General features: G+C 70.3%; 21 protein-coding genes and 1 riboswitch. Of the genes, 9 read left to right on the top strand and 12 right to left on the bottom strand.

Annotation, left to right across the window (positions count from 1 at the left end):
* The first annotated feature begins 60 nt into the window (after positions 1–60).
* Positions 61–264: a hypothetical protein gene (locus R2N01_RS01455; protein ID WP_316667713.1), complete on the top strand. Its 204-nt coding sequence runs from the start codon at positions 61–63 to the stop codon at positions 262–264.
* A gap of 117 nt (positions 265–381) precedes the next feature.
* Here the strand turns inward: R2N01_RS01455 and R2N01_RS01460 are convergent, their stop codons facing one another.
* Positions 382–1518 carry a Xaa-Pro peptidase family protein gene (locus tag R2N01_RS01460; RefSeq protein WP_316667715.1) on the bottom strand — a complete coding sequence of 379 codons (1137 nt, stop codon included), beginning with the start codon at positions 1516–1518 and terminating at the stop codon, positions 382–384.
* 690 nt (positions 1519–2208) lie between these two features.
* Here R2N01_RS01460 and R2N01_RS01465 point away from each other — a divergent pair.
* The 4 genes from R2N01_RS01465 to R2N01_RS01480 all read left to right on the top strand — a co-directional run bounded on the left by R2N01_RS01465 (position 2209) and on the right by R2N01_RS01480 (position 5826).
* Positions 2209–3228 (top strand): DNA glycosylase AlkZ-like family protein, encoded by a 1020-nt coding sequence (locus tag R2N01_RS01465; protein ID WP_316667717.1) that lies wholly within the window; start codon positions 2209–2211, stop codon positions 3226–3228.
* A 54-nt stretch (positions 3229–3282) separates the two neighbouring features.
* Positions 3283–3660 (top strand): arsenic metallochaperone ArsD family protein, encoded by a 378-nt coding sequence (locus R2N01_RS01470; RefSeq protein WP_316667719.1) that lies wholly within the window; start codon positions 3283–3285, stop codon positions 3658–3660.
* 112 nt (positions 3661–3772) lie between these two features.
* A complete protein-coding gene (locus tag R2N01_RS01475) occupies positions 3773–4552 on the top strand; it encodes a 2,3-bisphosphoglycerate-dependent phosphoglycerate mutase (protein ID WP_316667722.1) in 780 nt (259 codons plus the stop codon).
* Positions 4549–5826, top strand: a complete 1278-nt coding sequence (locus R2N01_RS01480) for a chloride channel protein (protein WP_316667724.1) — start codon at positions 4549–4551, stop codon at positions 5824–5826. The genes R2N01_RS01475 and R2N01_RS01480 overlap by 4 nt, the downstream gene beginning before the upstream one ends.
* Before the next feature lie 114 nt (positions 5827–5940).
* On the opposite strand, the gene lpdA is transcribed toward R2N01_RS01480, so the two are convergent.
* Positions 5941–7344, bottom strand: a complete 1404-nt coding sequence (gene lpdA / locus R2N01_RS01485; RefSeq protein ID WP_316667726.1) for a dihydrolipoyl dehydrogenase — start codon at positions 7342–7344, stop codon at positions 5941–5943.
* 130 nt (positions 7345–7474) lie between these two features.
* Here lpdA and R2N01_RS01490 point away from each other — a divergent pair, with 130 nt between their 5' ends.
* From R2N01_RS01490 to R2N01_RS01505, 4 genes are all read left to right on the top strand, one after another.
* Complete coding sequence (locus R2N01_RS01490; protein WP_316667728.1) at positions 7475–9028, top strand: UDP-N-acetylglucosamine 1-carboxyvinyltransferase; 1554 nt, start codon at positions 7475–7477, stop codon at positions 9026–9028.
* A gap of 133 nt (positions 9029–9161) precedes the next feature.
* Positions 9162–9773: a PGPGW domain-containing protein gene (locus tag R2N01_RS01495; RefSeq protein WP_316667730.1), complete on the top strand. Its 612-nt coding sequence runs from the start codon at positions 9162–9164 to the stop codon at positions 9771–9773.
* Between the two features lie 17 nt (positions 9774–9790).
* On the top strand, positions 9791–10588 hold the full coding sequence (locus R2N01_RS01500) for a glycerophosphodiester phosphodiesterase family protein (protein WP_316667732.1): 798 nt from the start codon (positions 9791–9793) through the stop codon (positions 10586–10588).
* A 194-nt stretch (positions 10589–10782) separates the two neighbouring features.
* Positions 10783–11121, top strand: coding sequence for an RNA polymerase-binding protein RbpA (locus tag R2N01_RS01505; protein WP_316667734.1), 339 nt, complete (start codon positions 10783–10785; stop codon positions 11119–11121).
* Positions 11122–11182: 61 nt separating this feature from the next.
* Here R2N01_RS01505 and R2N01_RS01510 read toward each other — a convergent pair whose 3' ends face one another.
* From R2N01_RS01510 to R2N01_RS01555, 10 genes are all read right to left on the bottom strand, one after another.
* The gene (locus R2N01_RS01510) at positions 11183–12001 is read right to left on the bottom strand and encodes a polyprenol monophosphomannose synthase (RefSeq protein WP_316667736.1); all 819 of its coding nucleotides are present in this window, start codon (positions 11999–12001) and stop codon (positions 11183–11185) included.
* Positions 12002–12084: 83 nt separating this feature from the next.
* Complete coding sequence (gene lnt, locus R2N01_RS01515) at positions 12085–13695, bottom strand: apolipoprotein N-acyltransferase (RefSeq protein ID WP_316667738.1); 1611 nt, start codon at positions 13693–13695, stop codon at positions 12085–12087.
* Positions 13695–14150: an Lrp/AsnC family transcriptional regulator gene (locus R2N01_RS01520; protein ID WP_316667740.1), complete on the bottom strand. Its 456-nt coding sequence runs from the start codon at positions 14148–14150 to the stop codon at positions 13695–13697. The genes lnt and R2N01_RS01520 overlap by 1 nt, the downstream gene beginning before the upstream one ends.
* A 73-nt stretch (positions 14151–14223) precedes the next feature.
* On the bottom strand, positions 14224–14859 hold the full coding sequence (metW, locus tag R2N01_RS01525; protein WP_316667742.1) for a methionine biosynthesis protein MetW: 636 nt from the start codon (positions 14857–14859) through the stop codon (positions 14224–14226).
* Entirely contained in the window at positions 14859–16028 is a 1170-nt protein-coding gene (locus R2N01_RS01530; protein WP_316667744.1) for a homoserine O-acetyltransferase, read from the bottom strand. Before R2N01_RS01530 ends, metW begins: the two co-directional genes overlap by 1 nt.
* A gap of 142 nt (positions 16029–16170) precedes the next feature.
* Positions 16171–17175, bottom strand: a complete 1005-nt coding sequence (locus R2N01_RS01535) for an ABC transporter substrate-binding protein (RefSeq protein ID WP_316667745.1) — start codon at positions 17173–17175, stop codon at positions 16171–16173.
* Positions 17172–18086 (bottom strand): ABC transporter permease, encoded by a 915-nt coding sequence (locus R2N01_RS01540; protein ID WP_316667747.1) that lies wholly within the window; start codon positions 18084–18086, stop codon positions 17172–17174. The genes R2N01_RS01535 and R2N01_RS01540 overlap by 4 nt, the downstream gene beginning before the upstream one ends.
* Positions 18087–18183: 97 nt before the next feature.
* Positions 18184–18303, bottom strand: a riboswitch (FMN riboswitch).
* Positions 18304–18536: 233 nt separating this feature from the next.
* Positions 18537–20126, bottom strand: a complete 1590-nt coding sequence (locus tag R2N01_RS01545; protein ID WP_316667749.1) for an MFS transporter — start codon at positions 20124–20126, stop codon at positions 18537–18539.
* Between the two features lie 115 nt (positions 20127–20241).
* On the bottom strand, positions 20242–21348 hold the full coding sequence (locus R2N01_RS01550) for a sugar kinase (protein ID WP_316667751.1): 1107 nt from the start codon (positions 21346–21348) through the stop codon (positions 20242–20244).
* Positions 21345–21989, bottom strand: a complete 645-nt coding sequence (locus R2N01_RS01555) for a bifunctional 4-hydroxy-2-oxoglutarate aldolase/2-dehydro-3-deoxy-phosphogluconate aldolase (RefSeq protein WP_316667753.1) — start codon at positions 21987–21989, stop codon at positions 21345–21347. The genes R2N01_RS01550 and R2N01_RS01555 overlap by 4 nt, the downstream gene beginning before the upstream one ends.
* Positions 21990–22148 lie beyond the last annotated feature (159 nt).

Genomic DNA, 22148 nt, shown 5'->3' on the forward strand with positions numbered 1-22148 from the left:
CGCGGGGAAGACCAGACCGACTGCCAGACCCGTCGAGAGCGAGCCGAGGCGATCGGCGGCATGACCGACCAGGTCCGGTCCGAGGCCGCAGCCGGCGTCACCACCGAGCGCCAGCAGGGCGAACGGCGCCGTACCGCCGCGCGGGAAGGCCTCCGAGGCCAGCGAATTGCCGCAACGGCCATGGCGACGAGCAGGCCCGCGCAGGGATTCGGCATGACGAACAGCAGCGGTCCGAGGTTGTTGACGATGGCCTGCACCACATAGGCGACAGACGAGGCCCCAATCGTATGACGATGATGGAGTCGTCCGCTCACGGGGGCTCAGCCTGGCCGTCGCGTGCCCGTCCCGTCCTCGGACGGCCGCCGGGACCCGGCCCCGCCGTCAGCCCGGCAACCGCCAATCCTTCGAGCTGTGGTTGCACGGTACCGGGCCCCCCTCGGGGCCGATCGCGACGATGTCCTCGATGCGCACGCCGAAACGCCCGGGCAGGTAGACGCCGGGCTCGACCGAGAAGACCATGCCGGGCTCCAGCGGCAGGTCGTTGCCCCGCACCATGTACGGGTGCTCATGCACCTCCATGCCGATGCCGTGGCCGGTACGGGTGATGAAGTACTCGCCGTAGCCGGCCTCCGTGATGACCCTGCGGGCGGCCGCGTCCACGCCGGAGCAGGTCGCCCCGGCCCGCGCCGCGTCGACACCGGCCCGTTGGGCGTCCGTGACGATCCGCCAGACCCGTTCGAACTCGGGGTCGGTGGGCTCGCCGCACACGTAGGTGCGGGTCGAATCGCTGAAGTAGCCGCTCGGCGCCGGGCCGCCGATGTCGATGACGACGGACTCGCCGGCCCGGACGGCGCGGTCGGACTGCTCGTGGTGCGGGCTGGCGCCGTTGGGGCCGGACCCGACGATCACGAAATCGGCGTGGGAGTGACCCTCCTGGACGATCGCTGCGGCGATGTCGGCGCCGATCTCGGTCTCGGTACGGCCCGGACGCAACCATTCGCCGATACGGGCGTGAACGCGGTCGATCGCCTCGCCGACGCCGTGCAGCGCCTCGAGCTCATCGGGGGTCTTGACCATGCGCAGGGTCCGGATGACCGGGCCGCCGGCAGCGGCACCCGCGCCGAGCGCCGTGCTCAGACCGGTGGTGTGCATGCTGGGCATGTAGTCGTCCACGCCGACGCGGGCGCCGGCGCCGAGCCTGGCCGAGACGAGCTCGTAGGCGGTGTCGCCGTCCTCCCAGGTGGGCATGTCCAGACCGATCTGCTCGGCGGGCGACCCGGCCCAGCCGGGGCGCTCGAGCGCGGGGACGACCAGGAACGGATCGCCGTGGGCCGGCACGACGAGGCCGGTGAAGCGCTCGTGCGAGCCCTGAGAGCGCCCCAGGACGAATCGCATGTCGGCGCCGGGCGCCATTACGACGGCATCCAGGCCGGCCTGACTCACCAGCTCGGCGAGCCGGGCGAGCCGCGCCTTCTGCTCGGCGATGTCGGGAGTCCACAGCAGACGTAGATCAGCCATGAGCAGCAGAGTACCGTCACCGGGTGAGCGGGGGAGAGGACGCCACGAGCACCAGGTGCGTGTGGCGCGGCGGGTTGTGAACAACCTTGTTCGCGTAGAGTGAAATATCGATACATAATGTATTCACAGCTCGCGCTATGTGAGAGCATTGCTTCTGCGCGGAAAATATGCGCCACTCGGGTTCCCACCCTTTGATTCCCGTGCGGTGTCCGCGTGGGGTGCTTGTGCGATGGAGTTGTGAAGCCGGTCGTGCGGGCGCTCCTGAGCTTGTGGCTATCCGATCTGCCCATCGCTGGCCACAAGCTCTCGAAGGGTTCTCGGACCGGCGCCCGGTCAAGGGCGATCGGGCGCCGCGTTCCGAGAGCGCTGAGTTGGGCCGCCGGGGGGCTCTCAACATCGTTGTCGTTGCCGGTACGGCGTTTCCGCGGTCGCATGAGCTGCGGCTGGCGTTTCGATTGCCGTGGAGCGATCGGGGGAGCGGTTCGCCGGGGGAAACGACGCGAAGACGATGTTTACTGACATAATGCTCATTATCGGGCAATCATGCAGACCCGAGCGGAGAGGGCGCGGGACTGGGACACGGTCACCGCGGCCGGAACCGACCTGACGCCGGGGGCAATCCGGCCCGCCGACAACCCGTGGTCGCGCAGTATCCGCGGGGCCGGTACTCGGTACCGTTGCGAGGTGCCCATGAAGACCCGTGAGATCGCCGCGCGGCGACTGATCGCCCAGCTGCTGGCTCCGTCGGACGCCCATCCGCTCACCGGTCCGGGACTGACGCCTGCCGACGTCTGCCGGTGGATGCTCGCGATCCAGGGGCAGAATTATGTCGGCGGTCTCGAGGCGATCGCGATCCGTCAGGGCCGCCGCCGCAGCAGGTCGTGGACGGGCCAGGCCGAGGCCGAACTCGCCGCCGGGCGCATCGTCCGCTGCTGGCCCCAGCGCGGGACCCTGCACTACCTGGCCGCCGAGGACACCGCCTGGCTCAGCGCGCTGGGCATGGCCGCGGCCGAGAGGGCCGCCGGGAGGCGCCGCTCGCAACTGGGGCTGGAGCCGGGCCTGGACGGACCGCGGCGCGTGCTGCACGCGGCCCTGGCCGACGGGCCCCGCACGCGCCGCGAGTGCTACCGGGCATTCGCCGATGCCGGCATCGATCCGGCCGAGGGCCGCGGCCCGCATCTGATGCGGGCGCTCGGCGGTGAGGGCCTGGTGGTCCAGGGTGCCAGGGCCGGCGGCGACGAGACCTTCAGGCTCGCCGAGCACCTGCCCGTCCCCCAGCTGGAGCTCACCGGCGAGGAGGAGGCCTTGGCCGCGCTGGCCACGCGCTATGTCGCCTCGCACGGCCCGGCGACCGTCGACGATCTGGCCTGGTGGACGCGCCTGGGGCGCTCTCGCGCCAGACGGGCTCTCGAATTGGGCACCGGCTACCATCGCGATGGCGACCACTACCTGGCCGATTGGCAGGACGGCGTTACGACCAGGGAACTGGAGCGCGCTCTGGCGAGGTCGTATACGCTCCCCCCGTTCGATGAGTACCTGCTCGGCTACACCGACCGCACCGGCATCCTGCCCGACGAGCTGCGTCCGAAGGTGCTCACCATGAATGGTCTGAGCTGGCACTTCACCGTGCGGCGCGGTGTCGTGCGGGGCAGGGCCGGTGGCCTCCCCGCTCCGCGAGCGGTCGGACCGTCGCAGGACCGGCAGGACTAGGATCGGGGCATCATCGAGCCCGGTCAGGGGCCCACCGGGGGCGAGGGGCGGCGCATGCGCAGTATCCGCATCTATGAACAAGCGGCTGACAAGGTCGATCCCGGCCAGCTGGCCGAATTCGACAGGGTCGTCGCCGCCGTCACCGCCGAGGGCGTCGAAGTCGAGCGGCTGCGTCTGGGGCGCGATCCGGAGGCTTTCCGACGCAGTATCGTCACCCGCAGGCTCATCGAGGTCGAGGGCGAGGACAAGCTGCCCGCGACCACCGTCGACGAGCTGATCATGCTGTACGGGCGCTATCCGAGCGCCGACCAGCTGCGCAGGTACGCGGGAGCCCGGAGGGCCGTGCGCTCCATCACCGTGCCGGACCCGGCCGGCACCGCCGCGACCGGTGCGTACGGCCGTGCGACCCGTCTCCAGGGCCCTCGGACCTGAACCGCCCCCTTTCTCCGTCGGGTTCCATGAGAGGCGGTGGGCCGGGACCGCCCTGCGTCCGGCCCCTGTCGGCCCGTCGTAGACTGTCGGGGCCGGAGGCGGGAGGGCGAGGATGAGCACCAGTGATGCGCGACCCGATGACGCGCGGTATCGGCGCACTCTCGTCCTGGTCCGTCACGGCGAGTCCTGCTACAACGCCGAGCAGATCTTCACCGGCCTGCTCGACGTCGACCTGTCGCCGCGCGGCTCGGCCCAGATCGGCACGGCCTCCCGGCTCATGGCCGACGCCGGACTGCGCCCCCGCCTGATGGTCACCTCTCCCCTGCTGCGCGCCTCGCGCACCGCCGAGGGCATCCACCGGCTCCTGTGTCCCGATGCCCCGTTGCACGTCGACTGGCGTCTGGCCGAACGCGACTACGGCTGCTTGACGGGCGTGTCCAAGCGGGAGTGCCGCAGCCGCTGGGGTGAGAAGGCCTTCTTCGTCTGGCGGCGCACCCTGCCGGGCAAACCGCCGGCGGCCACCGAAGAGCAGCGCGTCACCTGGCGCGGGCTCGATGGAGCCGGGCTCGGTCCCCTGCGGCCCGGCATGAGCGAGTCGCTGGCGGACGTCGTCGAGCGCGTGCGTCCCCTCTGGGCGCGACTGCGCGGGCGGCTCGTCGCGGCCGAGGGCCCCATTGCGGTCGTCGCGCACGGGAACTCGCTGCGCGCGCTGTGCCTGCTCATCTGCGGACTCGGCGCCGCCGAGGTCGAGCGGCTCAACGTCCCGGCTGCCCAACCGCTGGTCTTCCGGTTCGGCGAGCGGGGAGAACCCCTGGACCGCGCCGGTGTCTACCTCGACCCGGACACGGCCCGGATCGAGGCGGCCAGAGTCGCGGCCGAGGGCGGCACGTGAGCGGGCGGCTCCCGGCTCGGGCATGCGACCGGGTGCGCCTGGGCCTCGTCGTCGTGCTCGTGGCGGTGGTCGCCGGCCTCATCGGCTCACTGGTCCGGTACCTGTCCATCGGTATCGAGACGGGCTCCTTCGGCTTCGACTGCACGGCCGCCCCGGACGGCGTCGGCGCGGCGCCGCTCTGGCGTCGCCTGCTCGTGGCGGGGCTGGCGGGCCTGGTCTGCGGCTGCTGCTGGTGGCGCATCCGCCGCCGGCCCAGGGGCATGCCGCCCGGCATCGCCCAGGCCGTCGACCCGGATCCCGCCAGGCGCGCCCGCATGCCCGCACTGGTCGACACCGCCGACGCCCTGGCCCAGCTGCTCATCGTCGGCGCGGGCATGTCACTCGGACGGGAGGCCGCCCCGCGCATCCTCGCCGCGATCGGCGGCCAGGCGGTTCTCGACCGGACGGGGGTGGGCGAGGAGACCCGTCGTCTGCTCATCGGCTCGGCGGCCGGCGCCGGTCTGGCAGCCATCTACAATGCACCAGTGGCGGCCGCCCTCTACACGATCGAGTTGGTCCTGCATCCCGATCTGCGCACTCGCCGCGGGTGGGCCCAGGCGGGGCTGACCGGCCTGATCTGCGGTATCGCCACGCTCGTCTCGTGGGTCTTCAACCGCAACCGGCCGATCTACGAGCTGCCGACGAGTCGGACCGCCGCCGTGTGCGGCCCGTGGGCCCTTGTCGTCGTGGTCGCGGCGCTGGTCGCCGGCCGGTGCTTCAACGCGCTCATCGGCGTCGCCAAGAAGTACGCGCCGCCGACCCGCATGCTCATCTGGACCGTCCCGCTCGGTGCGCTCGCCGTCGCGGGACTGGCCGTCTGGCAGCCGCGCATCGTCGGCAACGGCCAAGTGGTCGTCCAGGCCGTCATCACCGGCGGCGTCCCACTGCCCGCGCTGGCCGTCCTGCTGCTCGCCAAGGCCTGCGGCACTGCGGTGGGACTCGTCACCGGTTCGACCGGCGGCCTGCTGACGCCCTCGTTGGCCGTCGGCGCCTGCCTCGGTGCCTGCCTCGGCGGCGTCGCGAGGCTCGACCCGGCCACGACGATGGTGCTGGCCATTACGGGTGCCGGCTGCGTGCTCGCACTCAACCAGAAGGCGCCGTTCTTCGGAGCCCTGTTCGCCATCGAGCTGACGAGGGCGCCCCTGTCCACCGCCATCACGGTACTCGCCGCAGTGGGGATCCTCTGGCGCCTCGATCTGCTCGTCTGCGGCGTGCCCGGCGGACGTCGGCGCTGAAATCGCCACTCCCCGTCCGCCCCTCCCCCGCCGCCGGGCCCGCGGACACCGTGCTTTCCGGTGGGCACCGCGGAGGTGCGCACCGGTGCTCGCGGGGAAGGACGCCGAGTGCGATCAGAGGTTCGTCATATGGCCCTCGATGCCCTCGGCGACCTCCTTCAGGGCCTCGGACAGGGTCGGGTGGGCATGGACATTGAGTGCGATCTCACCGGCCGTCAGGTCCCACTTCTGGGCCAGGGTCAACTCGGGCAGCAACTCGGTGACGCCCTCGCCGATCAGGTGGGCGCCCAGGAGCTCGCCGTAGCGGCCGTCGGCGACCAGCTTCACGAAACCATTGCCGGCGCCCATGCCGACGGCCTTGCCATTGGCGCTGAACGGGAACTTGCTCGTCTTGACCTCGTAACCGGCGTCCCTGGCCTGCTTCTCGGTGAGGCCGAAGCTGGCGATCTGCGGCTGCGAATAGGTGGCGCGAGGAATCATCGTGTAGTCGACGGGCATGGTCTCGACGCCGGCAATGGTCTCGGCAGCGACGGCCCCCATGGCCTCTGCGGTGTGGGCGAGCATCATCTTGGCGGTGCAGTCGCCGATGGCGTAGATGCCTGGGACACTGGTGCGGCAGTACTCGTCGACCGCGATGGCGCCGCGCTCGGTGAGGGCCACGCCGGTGCTCTCGAGGCCGTAGCCCTCGACCCGCGGGGCGAAGCCCATGGCCTGAAGCATCTTGTCGGCGTGCAGCGCCTGCGAGGAACCGCCCCCCGCCGGGGCCACGGTGACGTCCACGCCGGTGCCGGTGTCGACGACCGATTGCACCGCGGTGCCGGTCATGATCCTGATGCCGAGTTTCTTGTACTCGCGGGTGAGCTCGGCGGAGATCTCCTCGTCCTCGTTCGGGACCATGCGGTCGAGGAATTCGACGACGGTCACCTCGGCACCGTAACTGGCCAGCACGTAGGCGAACTCGGTGCCGATGGCGCCTGAACCGCCGATGATGATCGAGCCGGGCAGCTGCTCGGACAGGATCATCTCCTCGAAGGAGTAGACATTGGCCGACCTGCTCGTGCCGGGCAGCAGCTTCGCGGTGGCGCCGGCAGCTATGATGCAGTTCTCGAAGGTGACGGTGTCCGCGGTCCCGTCCTCCTTGGCCACCTGCAGGGTCCTCGCATCGACGAAGGTGCCCCAGTAGCCGTCGTACTCGGTGATCCTGTTCTTCTTCATCAGGAAGTGAACGCCCTTGACCATGCGGTCGCTGACCTGGCGGCTGCGGGAGAAGGCCCTGCCGTAGTCGACGGTGATGTCGCCGCCGATGCCGAAAGCTGCGGCCTCCTTGGTGACGATGTGGGCCAGCTCCGCGTTGCGCAGGAGGGCCTTCGTCGGGATGCAGCCCACATTGAGGCAGACGCCGCCCCACCACTGCTTCTCGATGATCGCGGTCTTCTTGCCGAGCTGCGCTGCGCGGATGGCGGCGACATAGCCGCCGGGGCCGGCACCGAGAACAACAACATCGAAATGAGCGCTCATGCCTGTCACTGTAGAGGATCGGATCCTGCCCGTCCGGTGCCCGCCTACCCGTTCGCTCTGGGCGACATCACCGTGCGGGGCGCGTCCAGGATCGTGCGTGATCATGGAATATCTCACGCATGAGTTATGCATGAGTTATGATGTCGCCGTGACACAGGAACCGACCCCCGCGAACATCGGTCGCCTCATCCGGGATGCCCGCAAGCAGCGCGGCATGACGCAGAACCAACTGGCCGCCGAGCTCAACACGAGCCAGAGCGCGATCCACAGGATCGAGTCGGGGCATCAGAATCTGTCCCTCGAGACGATCAACCGCATCGCCAACGCCCTCGAGTCGCCCCTGATCGTGCCGGGCAATACGAGCGCCCTGAACTTCCGCATCGGCGGCGAGACCCATCTGGAGGGCTCCATCGAGGTGCGTTCCAGCAAGAACGCCGCCGTCGCACTGCTGTGCGCGAGCCTGCTGAACCGCGGTCGCACGGTGCTCAAGGGCATCGCCCACATCGAGGAGGTCAACCGTCTTCTCGAGGTGCTCACCAGCATCGGCGTCGAGGTCTCGTGGTCGGCCGACGGCAGGGACCTGACACTGCACCGCCCCGGCGGGCTCGACCTGGCCGCCATGGACGAGGCCGCCGCCCGCAGGACGCGCTCGATCATCATGTTCATGGGGCCGCTCAGCCGCTTCTACGAGGATTTCCGGCTGCCCTACGCCGGCGGCTGCGATCTGGGGGTGCGCACCGTCGAGCCCCATCTGCAGTCCCTGCGCCACTTCGGCGTCCGGGTGCGCGCGACCAGCGGCCAGTACAACGTCACGGCCGACCGCGACCGCGGGGCCGAACGTCGCATCGTCCTCACTGAGCGCGGCGACACGGTCACCGAGAACACGCTGATGGCCGCCGCTGTCACGCCCGGCACGACGATCGTGCGCAACGCCTCGTCCAACTACATGGTCCAGGACCTGTGCGCCTATCTCATGCTGCTCGGTGTGCGGATCGAGGGCATCGGCACCACGACGCTGATCATCCACGGCCTCGACGAGGCCCCCAGCATGGATGTCTCGTACCAGATCAGCGAGGACCCGATCGAGGCCATGAGCCTCGTCACCGCTGCCGTCGTCACCGGCTCCGAGCTCACTGTCGAGCGCGCACCCATCGAGTTCCTCGAGATCGAGCTGGCGGTGCTCGGCGAGGAGATGGGCCTGGACTACTCCCTCGGTGAGGAGTACCGGTCCGGCAACGGCCTCACCCGTCTGACCGACATCACCGTGCACCCCAGCGAGTTGAAGGCTCCACCGGACAAGATCCACCCGATGCCGTTCCCCGGCCTGAACATCGACAATCTGCCGTTCTTCGCGGTCATCGCCGCGGCGGCCCACGGCCAGACGCAGATCCACGACTGGGTGTTCGAGAACCGGGCCATCCATCTGCTGCAGCTCTCGCAGCTCGGTGCCAGCGTGCAGCTGCTCGATCCGCATCGCCTCGTCATCACGGGGCCGACGCGTTGGCGCGGCCGCGACATGGTCTCACCGCCGGCCCTGCGCCCCGCCGTCTGCCTGTTCCTGGCGATGCTCGCGGCCAGGGGCGGCAGCGTCCTGCGCGACGTCTACGTCATCAACCGCGGCTACGAGGACCTGCCTACCAGGCTCAACGCCCTCGGCGCCCATGTGGAGCCCTTCTACGAGTGACCCGCGGCTGGCCGCCGCGGTCCGACGAGGGTCCGACCACGGGTGCATCCCCCGAGGGGCAGGGCCCCCGCACGGCCCCCAGGCGGACGCCGGGAATGCGCCATCGGCGTGTTCTTCTGGCACCATGGATGTCATGGGCGCAGCACAGGTCTTCGAGGGGCAGTCGCGGCAGCGGCTCCGCGCCGTCGGCCCGCGTGAGCTCCCCGCCGCAGCCGGGATCGGCGGGAGGATCGGGCGCACGTTGGCCTCGCTGCCCCGCATCGGCGAGCTCTCCGGGCACGCCGGTGGAGGCCTGACGGAGCCGCTGATCGCCAGCGGCATCCGGCCCGCCATGCACCGCTGGGAGATCCCCCGCCGCGAACGTTTCGCCTGGCGCGCCCGCATCCATGCCAATCCGGCCAGTTCTCTGACCTACCGCATCGGCGTCGGCGTCGTCGGTGCGCTGCTCCTCGTCCTGGCGGCGCTCACCGGCTGGCTGCCCGGTCCCGGCGGCATCCCGCTCTTTCTCATCGGCATGGCCGTCCTGGCCAGCGAGTTCCGCTGGGCCCACCGCATCACCGTCGGCGTCATGATGACCGTGCGTCGTGTCGAGTGCTGGTCCACGAGGGCCAAGGCGATCGGCGTCTGCGTCTTCGTCGCCCTCGCCGCCGTCCTCCTCTACGTGGTCCTGCTGTTCGTCGGCGTCCCCTCCTGGGCCCCCGGCTGGGCGGCCCGGCTGCTGTCCCGCGTTCCGGGTCTTCGCTGAGAGGCGCTGTCCGTACCGTGCGCGCCTCGATTCGCAATGCCAGCGAGTACGCGTACTTCGATGCGCCCTTCGCCGCGTTCGCCCATCGCGGTGGCTGGGACGGCAGTATCGGCGAGGAGCTCGAGAACTCCCTGCCGGCCTTCCAGCACGCGGTCAACGACCTGGGTTACCGCTACATCGAGACCGATGTGCGGGCCACGTCCGACGGCGAGCTGCTGGCCTTCCACGACGCGAGGCTCGACCCCGTCACCGACCGTGCGGGGGTCATCGCCGAGCTCGACTGGGGCCGGGTGCGGGCCGCCCGCATCGACGGTCGTGAACCGATCCCCACGATGGACGAGGTCTTCGAGGCACTGCCCGACACGCGCATCAACATCGACATCAAGGAGCCCAATGCCGTCCTGCCGCTCGTGCGGGCCATCCGCCGTCACAATGCCCACGCCAGGGTCTGCGTGGCCAGTTTCAGCCCCGGGAGGCTGGCGGCCTTCCGCAGGATCATGGGTCCGCGCGTGGCCGTCTCGGCGTCCCCGGGCGCTGTGGCCTGGTCGTCCTTCGTGCCCCTGCTCCCCCGTTTCGTGAACGCGGGCGTGCAGGCCTTCCAGGTCCCGGTGCGCCAGCGGATGGGGCCGGTCGGCGTCAAGGTGCTCACCCGCAACCTGCTGCGCACAGCCCGTGCCCGCGACATGCGTGTCCACGTCTGGACGATCGATGCCCCCGGCCAGATGCGCTCCCTGCTGGATGCCGGCGTCGACGGCATCGTCTCGAACCGGATCGACGAGTTGAAGGCCCTGTGCGTGGATCTTGATCTGTGGTGACGGGTTCCGCCCTCTCGGCGGCCGGCGTCCACGGATCGGGGCTTTAATGGGCGATGGCGGGTGAGTGCAGGGGGTACTCGTCCATGGAACAATGGTGATGAACAAATCGTTGAAACCGGCACGACATCATTGTCGCTGCACACGGGCGTTGCAGGGCCGCTCGTAAGGCTATGGACAACAAGAAGGAAAATGAGATGGCAGATCGAGCATTGCGCGGTATGGGCCTCGGGGCCAAGAGCTTCGAGGATGAGGAGGGCGTCGAGTTCGCCGCTCGCAGGGTCCTGGGCTTCGACTGCCCCAAGGGCCATCATTTCGACATCACGTTCTCGACTGAGGCGGATCTGCCGGCCGAGTGGGAGTGTCCGCGCTGCGGCGCCGTAGCAGCCCGCTCCGACGGCACCCAGCCCGAGGACAAGCAGGTCAAACCGCCTCGCACGCATTGGGACATGCTGCTGGAGCGCCGCTCGATCCCGGAGCTCGAGGAGTTGCTCGCAGAGCGCCTCGAGGTGGTGCGCAACACCCCGCACTACTGATCGTCGTCGATCAGCCGGGCCCTCCGCCGCTGGGCGCCCGCAGCGCCGGAGGGCCCGGGCGTCAGCGGGCCCGGTCGGCCTGGTCCTTCGGGTTGCCGAGCAGGGGCTTGATCCTGGCCGAGGCCTTTTCGGCGAGCTCCTTGACTTGGGCCGAGCGTTTCTCGTAGCCCCAGCCGGCCGTGCGGCGCAGGGCCTCGACGATGATCGAGCCGCTCATCTTCGACTCGCCCAGCCGGCGGTCGGGAAAGCTGATGGGGACCTCGGCGACCGTGCCGCCGCCCGCGATGACTCGGCGGGTGAGGTCGACCTGGAAGGTGTACCCCTTCGAGGCGATCGTGTCGAGGTCCATGGCCTCCAGCGCGCTGGCGCGGAAGGCGTTGAAGCCGCCCGTGCTGTCGCGCACGGGAAGATCCATCGCCGCCTGGATCCAGATGTTGGCCAGGCGCGAGAGCCACTCGCGCCTGAAGTCGTAGTCGACGACCTCCCCGCCGCGCATCCAGCGCGAGCCCTTCACCATGTCGGCGCTCTTCAGGGCGTCGAGCATGGCGGGCAGGAACTGCGGCTGGTGGGACCCGTCGGCATCCATCTCGACGAGCACGTCGTAGCCGTTCTCGAGGCCCCAGCGGAAGCCGGCGACGTAGGCGGGGGCCAGGCCCTCCTTGCCGGCGCGGTGCAGTACGTGAATGTGGTCGTCGGCCGCGGCCAGGCGATCGGCGACGGCGCCGGTGCCGTCCGGGGAGTTGTCGTCGGCGACCAGGGCGTCCGCAGTCGGTACGGCCTCGCGCAGCCGCTGGACGATGGGCCCCAGGTTCTCGGCCTCGTTGTAGGTGGGGATGATGACGAGCACTTTGTCCAAGGGCTCGCGCTTGCGGTCAACCATGACGCACTCCTCGTGCTGGAGAGGGCCCCTGCGGGCCGTCAGACATCGCGCTGCAGCGGTGGTGGCGCCGCAACGGGCCAAGCTTAGCGATCCCGGTCGCGTCCGGCCGCGCGCCCCACGGCCACTCCGGCGATCGCGCTGGTCGCCGCCAGAACCGCACCCACCAGTTCGAGGACGGGACCGGCCGTCATCGCCGGCGTGGTGCCGGACCGGATCGGCGTGATGAAGGAGCGTGCGTAGGCCGTGTCGGGGGTGCTGCGGGCGATGACTCTGCCGTCGGCGCCGATCATGCCCGAGTAGGAGCTGGTCGTCGACACGACGATCTCGCGGCGCATCTCCATGGCCCGGATGCGGGTGATGGTGAACTGCTGCAGCGGCTGCGCCGTGCCCGAGTAGGTGGCGTTGTTCGACTGGACGGTCATCACTTGGCCGCCGTAGCGCTCCGTGTCGTAGACGGTCGAGTCGAAGGCCAGCTCGTAGCAGATCATGTCGCCGACGCTCAGCCGGCGTCCGTCGTCCAGATCGCCCTCGATGACGCCGGGCTCCGCCCCCGGCACCGTCTGGCGCCCTACCTGCCGGGCCATCGGCACGAGCCTGAAGACGAGGTCCTTCATGGGCGTGTACTCGCCGAAGGGGACCGCATTGCGCTTGGCGTAGCGGTCGGTCTCGCCGTCGGCCGTCCACCACAGGGCCGTCGTCTGGCGCTCGTCGGTCCCCGGGCCGTCGGTCACGGCGCCGACCAGGATCGGGACACCGGCGATGGCCTGGGCCCGCTCGATCAGCTCGCGCGTCCGCTGGTCGCTGTTCGGGTCCATGTCGGTGGAGTTCTCCGGCCACAGCACCAGATCGGGCGCCGGGTCGATGCCCGTACGGGCACGGGCCATCGCCATGATCGTCTCGGAGACATGGTTGTTCGTCACCGAACGCGCGTAGCCCGATGTGCGCGGCCCGGCCGAGCCGTCGACATCGCCCTGGACGACGGCGATCGTCACCTCGCCCTGGTCGGGGTCCTGCACGGGGACGGCGCGGAGCGCTCCCCCGCCGGTGATGATCAGGGCGACCGGTACCAGGACCGCCGTGGTCCGTCCGAGCCGGTGGCCGGCGGCCCGGGCCGCGTCGACGGCGGCGAGCAGGCCGGTGCCGACGAGTGCGACGGCGAACCCCGTGCCGGCGGTGCCGAGCACCCACAGGTAGCCGCCGAGGGGCGCATCGGCTGTCGTGAAGCCGAGACGATCCCAGGCGAATCCCCCGAGCGGGAAGCGCTGGGCCCCCGCCTCGGCCGCGATCCACGCAGCGGCCGACCACACCGGCCACAGCCTCAGATACTGGGCGAAGTGCTGGAGTACGGCCGTCAGCACCACCCATAGGGCCAGGACCGGCACGAGCAGCAGCGGCAACCACCAGTCCACGACGTACTCGAAGCTGACCGTCATCGCGTACAGGACCAGGCCCGCGGCGAAGCCGGTCCATACGACCCGTCGCATGCGCGGCTGACGGGACAACCAGCACAGCAGGCCGACGCCGAGGGGCGCGGCGAACCACAGACCGTAGGGCTGGTAGGACGAGCCCAGAAGAGTCCCGGCCGCGAGGGACAGGAGGGTCGAGGCCCACCAGGGCGGAGCGGGTCCCGGACCGGTGCGGGGGGCGGCCAGCCGTGCGCTGACCGGGGCCGGTGGGTGTGGCGTGCCGCCCATCATCCCTCGGGCTCGTCGACGAGCGGCTTGTCGGCGAACATGGTGCGCAGTACGACGGTGGTCGAGGTGGTGATGGACTGGGCGAGGCGGATGCGGGTGAGCAGGTCGTCCAGCTCCTCGGGGGTGCCGACATCGGCCCGGCACAGGTAGCTGGCGTCACCGGCCACCGAGTAGCAGGCGGTGATCTCGGGCATCCGCTCGAGCAGCTCGACGATGCTGGAGTCGTCCGCCGACTGGCCGAGCGGTGTGATCTGGATGAAGGCGACCAGGGAGCGGCCGAGGACCCTGCCGTCGAGCCGGGCTCGGTAACCGGTGATGAGACCGCGTTGCTCGAGCCGCCTGACGCGCTGCTGTGCGGCGGACGTCGACAGGCCGGTCTCGCGACCGATGTCGGTGAAAGACATGCGTCCATCGCGGGTCAACAGCGCAAGAATCTTCTGATCAGTCGATTCCATGATCGTCATTTTGACAGAGTCTTCCCGGGCGAGTACGGGTGCCCGTATTCTGCACCGGACGACCGCCGGCCGGTCAGTCGCGGCGCGCCAGGACGTAGATCGCCGAGCCGGCGAGCAGATTCGCACCGTACTGCATGAGGCGCCCGCCGATGCGCGGCTGGCGTCCTTCCCCGTCCAGCGGGATGCGCTTGTCGACATTGAGCCCGCACTCGTCGAAGAACTCCTCGAGGGTGACCAGCGTCGTGTGATGCAGGTTCGGGGTGTCGTACCAGGTGTACGGCAGATCGTGGCTCTGCGGCATGCGGCCGCTCAGCAGGCGCAGGCGATGGCGCCAGAAGCCGAAGTTGGGCATGGTCACGATGAGGCGCCTGCCGATGCGGCGCATCTGCATGACGACCTCCTTCGGGCGGAGCACGGCCTGCAGCGTGCGCGAGAGGACGACGACGTCGAAGGAGTCGTCGCCGAACTCCCCCAGCTGGGTGTCGAGGTCGAGCTCGACCAGTGGCACTCCCCTGCTGATGGCCGCCATGACGGCGTCGGGATCGCGCTCGACGCCGGTGCCCGTGCAGTCCATGGCCCCGATCAGGTAGGCGAGCAGGTCGCCGTCGCCGCAGCCGAGGTCCAGGACGCGTTCGCCCTTGTCGACGAGCGCGGCAACCGATTGCAGGTCGTGACGCAGCAGACCCTGGGTCAGACGATCGGGTGGCATCAGCGGCGCCTCCCCAGTCGGCGGCGGCGGGTGCTCGGCCTGGGCATGGCCGGCTGTTCGAGGAAGGCGCGCACGGTGTCGAGGTAGGGGTCGATCCTCAGCAGGAAGGAGTCGTGACCCCATGGCGCGCTGATCTCGCGGAAGCTCACCGGCAGGCCGCGCGAGTGCAGCTGGCGGACGATCCGCCGTGAGTGGGCGGTGCCGAAGCGCCAGTCGGAGTCGAAGCTCATGACCAGGTATTTCAGGCCGCTCCCGGCCACCCTGTCCATGACGGTCGGGTCCGCGAACGGGTCGAAGTAGTCCATGACGCGGGTCAGGTACAGATAGCTGAGGGCGTCGAAGCGGTTCACGAAGACACTGCCCTGATGGTCGAGATAGCTTTCGACGGCGAAATCGACGCCGAAGCCGGGATGACGGGCGTCGTACTGCGGGCGGCGGGCGAATTTCTCCTCGAAGCCCTCCTCGCTCGTATAGGTGATGTGCGCCATCATGCGCGCCACGGCCAGCCCCACATCGGGGTTCGTCCCGTGGACGGCGAAGCGGCCGTCGTAGAAGTTCTCGTCGCGCATGATCGCTTCGCGGCCGACGGCGCTGAAGGCGATGTTCTGCGCGGTCAGGCGGCTGGAACTGGCCACGATGACGGCCTGCTCCGTGTCCTCGGGGTGGCTCAGCGACCAGTCGAGCACCTGCATGCCGCCGAGTGAGCCGCCGACGACCGCGTGCAGGTGGTCCACGCCGAGGGCCCGCACGAGCGCCCGGTGCACGGTGACGAAGTCGTGCATGTCGATCAGCGGGAAGCTCAGGCCGTAGGGCTCGCCGGTGGCCGGGTCGATGTCGGACGGGCCGGTCGTGCCCCGGCAGCCGCCGAGGATGTTCGAGGAGATGACGAACCAGCGGCTCGTGTCGATGGCCTTGCCGGGACCGATCATGGCGTCCCACCAGCCGGGATGGGCATCGCCCTCGTGCCAGAAGGCGGCGTGGGCGTCGCCGGTCAGGGCGTGGCAGATGTACACGGCGTTGTCGCGGGCCCTGTTCAGGGCGCCGTAGGTCTCGTAGGCGACGGTGACGTCCTCCAGACGACCGCCGCGTGCGAAGTCGAGCGGCCTGGCCCGGTCGAACAGCCGGGTCCGCTGCGTCTCGACGAGCGTCCTGGGCTCGGCCGATGTCATTGATCCACTCCTGAAGGACTCGGTTCGCGACTCCGGCGGACGGCGCGGGAATCGCGGCTCAACTCTAGTCGTGGGTGCGGCCGCATCCGTGCACCGTCCCGCGGGTGCGGCCGGGGTGCGCCCGTCCGTCCCCGGGCGGGGATCAGCCCAGCGAGGTGTACGCCGCCTGCGGATCGACGGTCTCGGCGGTGATGCCCTTGGCCGCCAGGAAGGCGCTCATGGCGTTCCAGGTCTCGGCGTCCTGCGCGCCGAAGTCGTCGCCGTACAGGGCGTTGGTGGCCTCGAGGGTCGCCTTGGCCTTCGCGCGCTGTTCATCGTCGGTCAGCGTGGTGACGTACCTCGCGGACAGTCCGACGGCCTCGTCCGGGTCCGAGGCGCAGTCGGCGGCGGCACGCTGGACGGCGTGCAGCAGCTTGACCAGGTCGGTGCCGTGCTCCGAGACGGTGCCGGCCATGGCGCCCAGGCCCAGGCCGACCAGCGGGGTGCCCGTGCTCGGAGCGATCCCGCGGACGCCGAAACCGGCCTGCTCGAACTGGACGGCGTCGTTGTTGGAGAAACCGACGACGGCGTCCACCTTGCCGGTCATGAGGGCGGACTGCTGGGTGAAGCCGATGGTCTGGATGTCGACGTCCTCCTGGCTCAGACCGGCCTCGTTGAGCAGGGCCAGCAGCGTGTACCAGGTCTCGCCGTACTTGCCGGGGACGCCGATCGGGCGACCTCTCAGGTCGGCCGGGGAGTCGATCCGGGAGTCGGCCGGGACGATGAGCTCGCCGGGATAGGTCTGGTAGACCGTGGCGAAATCGACGACATCGACGCCCGAGGCGCGGTTGACCATCATCTCGTCGCCGCCGGCGTAGACGACGTCCTCGGTGCCGGCCTGCAGAGCGCCGAGCAGGGACTCGGAGGCGCCGTGGTGGCGCAGCGTCACGGTGAGGCCCTCGTCCGCGAAGTAGCCCTTCTCGGCGGCCACGTAGAACGGCGAGAACTGGACGTCGGCCGTATAGGTCAGGCCGACGACGATCTTGTCACCGCCCGCGGAGGATCCGGGCGCAGCCGACGGGCCGGTGGAGCAGGCCGGGACGAGGAGCAGCAGGCCCAGGACCGGCAGCAGGGCCTGCCACAGGCGGCGGGAATGGGGAAGGATCATGCGATCAGCTCCTTGTCCTTGTCGGCGGTGCGGGCCCGCTCGGGCGGGAAGCCCGGGACGGGGCGCCGGCCGCCGGCGCCGGGTCCGGGGCCCTGCGCATCGGCCCCGGGGCTGGGGCCGGCCCCTCGGGGGCCGCGGTAGGGATCGGTGAGGTGCTCGACGAGCACGAGCGCCAGGTAGACGGCCGTGGCCAGGGCGCACAGCACGATGATCGTGGCGAACAGGCCGGCGGTGTCGGCGCTGGCGGACTCCTCCGAGACGATCGCGCCCAGGCCTTCGCCGCCCATGACGAACTCGCCGACGACGGCGCCGGTGATCGACAGGGTGAAGCCATTGCGGATGCCGGTGAGGATCGCCGTGCGGGCCATCGGAGCCTCGACATGGACGATCATGGGCAGCCCGGAGGCGCCGTCGAGCTCAGCGGCCTCGGTGATCTCGTCGTCGATGCCGCGAACGCCCAGAACGGTCGCCAGGACGAGCGGGAAGAAGACGAGCAGGGCGCACAGCAGGACGATCGGCACCAAGCCGTAGCCGACCCAGATGACCAGCAGCGGTGCGATCGCCACGGCCGGGATGGCCTGCGAGGCGGCCAGGTACGGGGAGAACGCGGCCTCGGCCGAACGGATGTGGGCGATCAGGTAGCCGATCGGCAGCGCGATGACGGTGGCGAGGGCGCAGCCCAGAACGGCCTCCCAGACCGTCACGAGCGTGCGGGCCAACAGGTCGCCGGTCCGCAGATCGGCCACCAGACGAGTGAGGACCCTGCCGGGCGCCGGAAGGAGAGCGGTCGGGACGGTGCCCGAGAGGGCGATGAGGTGCCAGGCGGTGAGCAGGACGAGAAGAACGGCCGCAGGTGCGCCGATGCGCACGACGAGCGGTGCTGCCGGTCGGTTCGCCTTGATCGTCCTCATCTGCTGCGCGTCTCCTGCCGCCTCGTTGCGACCGGGGCGCAGTCAGTGTACGCAGCGGTCGTGCGCGGCATGCGCCGTCACGGCCCCCTGCGAGCCTGCACGTGCTCTCCCATCCGGACTGTCACCGTCGGCATCGGAATTCCACCGATTCGGCCAGCAGAACTGGTTCGCGGGCTGTCACCGCCGGTTCGGGTTTGCACCGACCCCGGGCACGTTGATTGCTGGGAAGAACTATAGCCCTTGGCGCCATGACCCTGCCGGTCCTGTTGTCCGTGGACCGGGTCGATAACGCGCGGCCGCTCGCCCGTGGGCGGGTTCCGCACGGTGCCCGATTGTCCTCCCGATCCAAGAACGGCAGCCGCAGCGCCACCGCCTGCGGTGTGCGGGGCCCGCTGCCCGCATGCCGTTTCGGACGGGGACCCGCCGGGGCAAGGGCGGCGGTCAGGTGCATCAACTCTGCCCTGGGACGGTGCCGGCGGGCTGCCCGGCCGGCTCGGCGGCGGGCTCGGTCGGGGCGTGCATCGGGTACAGGGCGATGACCGCGATGGTCGCCATGGCGACGACACCGGCGCAGACGCCCAGGCCGAGGGCCATGCCGGAGGAGAAGGCCTCGCGCATGGCGATGAGCAGGTCGCCCATGCCGCCCAGCGCCATCGAGAAGGCCTCGCCGGCGGAGCTCAGCACCTTCTCGCGGGTGGCTTCGTCCAGGCCCGCGATCACCGCCCTGCCGGCGAGGCTGACCCGGTAGGTGGAGGCCAGCAGACTGCCGATGACGGCCACGCCGAGGGCGCTGCCCACCTGCATGAGCGCGCTGTTGGTGGCCGAGCCCGCGCCCTCCGAGCCGGGTGGCAGGGAGTCCATGACGGCCTGCGTGGCGGCGGGCAGGAGCACGCCGGCACCCAGGCCGAAGGCGCAGGCTCCGACGACCAGGTGCGAGTAGGCCATGGACGGGCCGGCTGCGGCCAGGCCGGTGAAACCGCCGGTGACCAGGAGGAGTCCGGCGACGACGGTGCGCTTGATGCCGATCGCGGTAAGTGCTTTCGGGGCGCTGACGGCGCCGACGAGCATGCAGGCCGCGACCGGCATGATCGCCAGCCCGGACTGCCACGGCGAAAAGGCCAGTACGTACTGCATGTACTGGGTCAGGACGAACAGGGCGCCTGCTCCCCCGCCGGTGACCAGGCCCGAGACCGAGACGGAGACGGCGAAGGGGCGGCGTTTGAACAGCGCCAGGTCCAGGAGCGGGGATGCGGTCTGCGCCTGGACCCAGACGAAGAGGCCGAGCACGACGAGTCCGATGACGGCGGCGCCGATGACGAGCGGGGAGGCGAGCCCGAGGCCGGGAGCGGAGATGACGGCCCAGCACAGTACCGACAGGCCGACGATCGAGGCGACCGTGCCGAGCCAGTCGACGCGTTCATCGCTCCGCTCCGGCGCGGTGCGCGGCAGCAGCCAGGTGCCCGCCAGGACGCAGGCCGCGGCCAGCGGCACGTTGATCAGGAAGATGGACGACCAGGTGAAACGTCCCAGCAGGGCGCCCGACAGCAGCGGGCCCACCGCGGCGCCGGCGCCATTCGCGCCGGACCAGATGGCGAAGGCCGTTGCCCGCTCTGCAGGGCGGCGGAAGAGCACGGAGACCTCGGCGAGCGTGGACGGCGTGAGGAGGGCGGCGCCGATGCCGGTGAGGGCCCTCGCCGCGACGAGCACGGCGGTGTCCCAGGCGAAACCGGCGGCGAGCGAACACGCGCCGAACAGGGCCACGCCCGTTATGAAGGTGCGTTTGCGCCCCCAGCGGTCGACGAGGCTGCCGGCCACCAGGAGGAAGCCCGCGTAGGTGAGCTGGTAGGCGTCCACGGTCCACTGCAGGGCGTCGTTGGTGGCGTGCAGCTCACGGGCCAGGGTGGGCAGGGCGACATTGAGGATCGTGTTGTCCATCGACGCCATGAGCAGCGCGATGGTGAGGGCGATGAGTCCCCACCACCGGCGCCTGTCGGCGCGGGCGTGCTCCGCGTGGGCCTGGGAGCTCTGGAGAGGACTCACTGAGGAATTTTCTCATCACGTGTCGGACGCGTGCACGAGACGCGCCGTGAGCCGCGCAGTGCCCTGCCCGGCGCGTCTCGTGCGGCCGCTGGCGGGAGTCGGGCGGCCCGCCGGTTCAGCGGTCGACGCGGGCGTTGCCGCCGCCGGCCAGGTTGAGCACCTCGGCCTTGGAGGCCATCGAGGTGTCGCCGGGGGTCGTCATGGCCAGCGCCCCATGGGCGGCGCCGTATTCGACGCAGGTCTGCAGGGGCTCGTCGTTCAGCAGGCCGTAGATGAGACCGGACGCGAAAGAGTCACCGCCGCCGACCCGATCGTGGATCTCCATGGCGTTGCGCTGGGTGGCCCGGACGAGGCCGTCCTGTGCGCTCCATGCGATGGCGCCCCAGTCGTTGCTGGAGGCCGAGCGTACGCCGCGCAGGGTGGTGGCGATGACCTTGAAGTTCGGGTAGACGGTCGCGACGCGGTCGATCATGGCGCTGAACTCGTCCACGGGCAACTCGGTGAGGTCCTCGTCCACGCCCTCGACCTGGAAGCCGAGGGCGGCGGTGAAGTCCTCCTCGTTGCCGATCATGACGTCCACGTACTCGGCGAGCTCGCGGTTGACCTCCTGGGCGCGGGTCCGGCCGCCGATGGCCCGCCACAGGCTCGGACGGTAGTTCAGGTCGTAGGAGACGATCGTGCCGGCCTCGTGGGCCGCCTTGACGACGTCAATGCACGTCCGGGCGGCCTGCTCGGACAGGGCGGCGTAGATGCCGCCGGTGTGCAGCCAGCGCACGCCGGCCCTGCCGAACAACCCGTCGAGGTCGAAATCGCCGGCCCCGGCCTGCGAGATGGCCGTAGCGCCGCGGTCGGAGACGCCGACCGAGCCGCGCACGCCGAAGCCGCGCTCTGTGAAGTTCAGGCCGTTGCGGACCGTGCGGCCCACGCCGTCGCCGGGGGCCCAGAGGATGTTCGAGGTGTCGACGCCGCCGGCCTCGATGAGCTCTTCGACCAGGTGACCGATCTCGTTGTCGACCAGACTGGTCAGGACGGTGGACCGCAGGCCGAAGACCTTGCGCAGGCCCCGGACGACGTTGTACTCGCCGCCGCCCTCCCAGACGCGGAAGGCACGGGCGGTGCGGATGCGGCCCTCGCCCGGGTCGAGGCGCAGCATGACCTCGCCGAGGCCGGCGGCGTCGAAGGCGCACTGGTTGGCGGGGCGGAGGGTGATACCGGCGGTCATCGTCGTCCTCCCCGGCGGTTCTCGACAGCGGCGACGGCCTCGGCGACGAGTCCGGTGACCCGGTCGAACTCGCCGGCGTCGACGAGTCCGGGCGGGACCATCCAGGAACCGCCGACTGCGGGGACGCAGTCGAGGGCGAGGTACTCGCCGATGTTGGCGGCATTGACGCCGCCGGTGGGGACGAACCGCATCTGCGGGAACGGGGCGGACAGGGCCTTGATGGTCCCGGGGCCGCCGCAGGCGCCGGCCGGGAAGAACTTGACGGTGTCGAGTCCGGAATTGACGGCGGCGGTCATGTCGGAAGGAGTGGCGGCGCCGGGCAGGACGGGGACGCCGAGCCCGAGGCACTCGTCGATGACCGCCTGGTTGTAGCCGGGGCTGACGATGAAGACTGCCCCGGCGTCGAGGGCGCGGTGCACCTGCTCGACGTCGAGAACGGTGCCGGCGCCGATGAGGATGTCGCCCCGATCGGCCATCGCCCGGATGGATTCGGCGGCCGCATCGGTGCGGAAGGTCACCTCGGCGATGGGCAGACCGCCGTCGACGAGGGCCTGGGCGAGACCGTCGGCCTTGTCGGAGCTGCCGAGGGCGATGACGGGAATGATCCTGTGGGCCGTGATGACGGCCAGGTCCACGGGCATGGAGGAGACCCCTTTCGATGCATGGAGGATCGGGTCCTTCGCTCGATTCATGTTTCTGCAAGTGAAATATATAGTTTGTTCCGAGAAACATCTAGAGCATACGTCCAGAGGGGCCGCTGACGGCTCCCGGGGTGCGCCGGGGGACGGACCGTGCCGCGA

The sequence above is a fragment of the uncultured Propionibacterium sp. genome, from assembly GCF_963539965.1.
Classification (GTDB): domain Bacteria; phylum Actinomycetota; class Actinomycetes; order Propionibacteriales; family Propionibacteriaceae; genus Propionibacterium.

What these genes read in the sequence shown, in the direction of transcription:
- R2N01_RS01550 (WP_316667751.1), bottom strand. Translation starts at nt 21,348, where the DNA reads ATGACCGCCGGTATCACCCTCCGCCCCGCCAACCAGTGCGCCTTCGAC.
- R2N01_RS01475 (WP_316667722.1), top strand. Translation starts at nt 3,773, where the DNA reads ATGAGCACCAGTGATGCGCGACCCGATGACGCGCGGTATCGGCGCACT.
- R2N01_RS01530 (WP_316667744.1), bottom strand. Translation starts at nt 16,028, where the DNA reads ATGACATCGGCCGAGCCCAGGACGCTCGTCGAGACGCAGCGGACCCGG.
- R2N01_RS01470 (WP_316667719.1), top strand. Translation starts at nt 3,283, where the DNA reads ATGCGCAGTATCCGCATCTATGAACAAGCGGCTGACAAGGTCGATCCC.
- R2N01_RS01510 (WP_316667736.1), bottom strand. Translation starts at nt 12,001, where the DNA reads ATGGTTGACCGCAAGCGCGAGCCCTTGGACAAAGTGCTCGTCATCATC.
- R2N01_RS01520 (WP_316667740.1), bottom strand. Translation starts at nt 14,150, where the DNA reads ATGGAATCGACTGATCAGAAGATTCTTGCGCTGTTGACCCGCGATGGA.
- lpdA (WP_316667726.1), bottom strand. Translation starts at nt 7,344, where the DNA reads ATGAGCGCTCATTTCGATGTTGTTGTTCTCGGTGCCGGCCCCGGCGGC.
- R2N01_RS01465 (WP_316667717.1), top strand. Translation starts at nt 2,209, where the DNA reads ATGAAGACCCGTGAGATCGCCGCGCGGCGACTGATCGCCCAGCTGCTG.
- R2N01_RS01490 (WP_316667728.1), top strand. Translation starts at nt 7,475, where the DNA reads ATGAGTTATGATGTCGCCGTGACACAGGAACCGACCCCCGCGAACATC.
- lnt (WP_316667738.1), bottom strand. Translation starts at nt 13,695, where the DNA reads ATGGGCGGCACGCCACACCCACCGGCCCCGGTCAGCGCACGGCTGGCC.
- R2N01_RS01455 (WP_316667713.1), top strand. Translation starts at nt 61, where the DNA reads ATGACCGACCAGGTCCGGTCCGAGGCCGCAGCCGGCGTCACCACCGAG.
- R2N01_RS01555 (WP_316667753.1), bottom strand. Translation starts at nt 21,989, where the DNA reads ATGCCCGTGGACCTGGCCGTCATCACGGCCCACAGGATCATTCCCGTC.
- R2N01_RS01535 (WP_316667745.1), bottom strand. Translation starts at nt 17,175, where the DNA reads ATGATCCTTCCCCATTCCCGCCGCCTGTGGCAGGCCCTGCTGCCGGTC.
- R2N01_RS01495 (WP_316667730.1), top strand. Translation starts at nt 9,162, where the DNA reads ATGGGCGCAGCACAGGTCTTCGAGGGGCAGTCGCGGCAGCGGCTCCGC.
- metW (WP_316667742.1), bottom strand. Translation starts at nt 14,859, where the DNA reads ATGCCACCCGATCGTCTGACCCAGGGTCTGCTGCGTCACGACCTGCAA.
- R2N01_RS01540 (WP_316667747.1), bottom strand. Translation starts at nt 18,086, where the DNA reads ATGAGGACGATCAAGGCGAACCGACCGGCAGCACCGCTCGTCGTGCGC.
- R2N01_RS01505 (WP_316667734.1), top strand. Translation starts at nt 10,783, where the DNA reads ATGGCAGATCGAGCATTGCGCGGTATGGGCCTCGGGGCCAAGAGCTTC.
- R2N01_RS01460 (WP_316667715.1), bottom strand. Translation starts at nt 1,518, where the DNA reads ATGGCTGATCTACGTCTGCTGTGGACTCCCGACATCGCCGAGCAGAAG.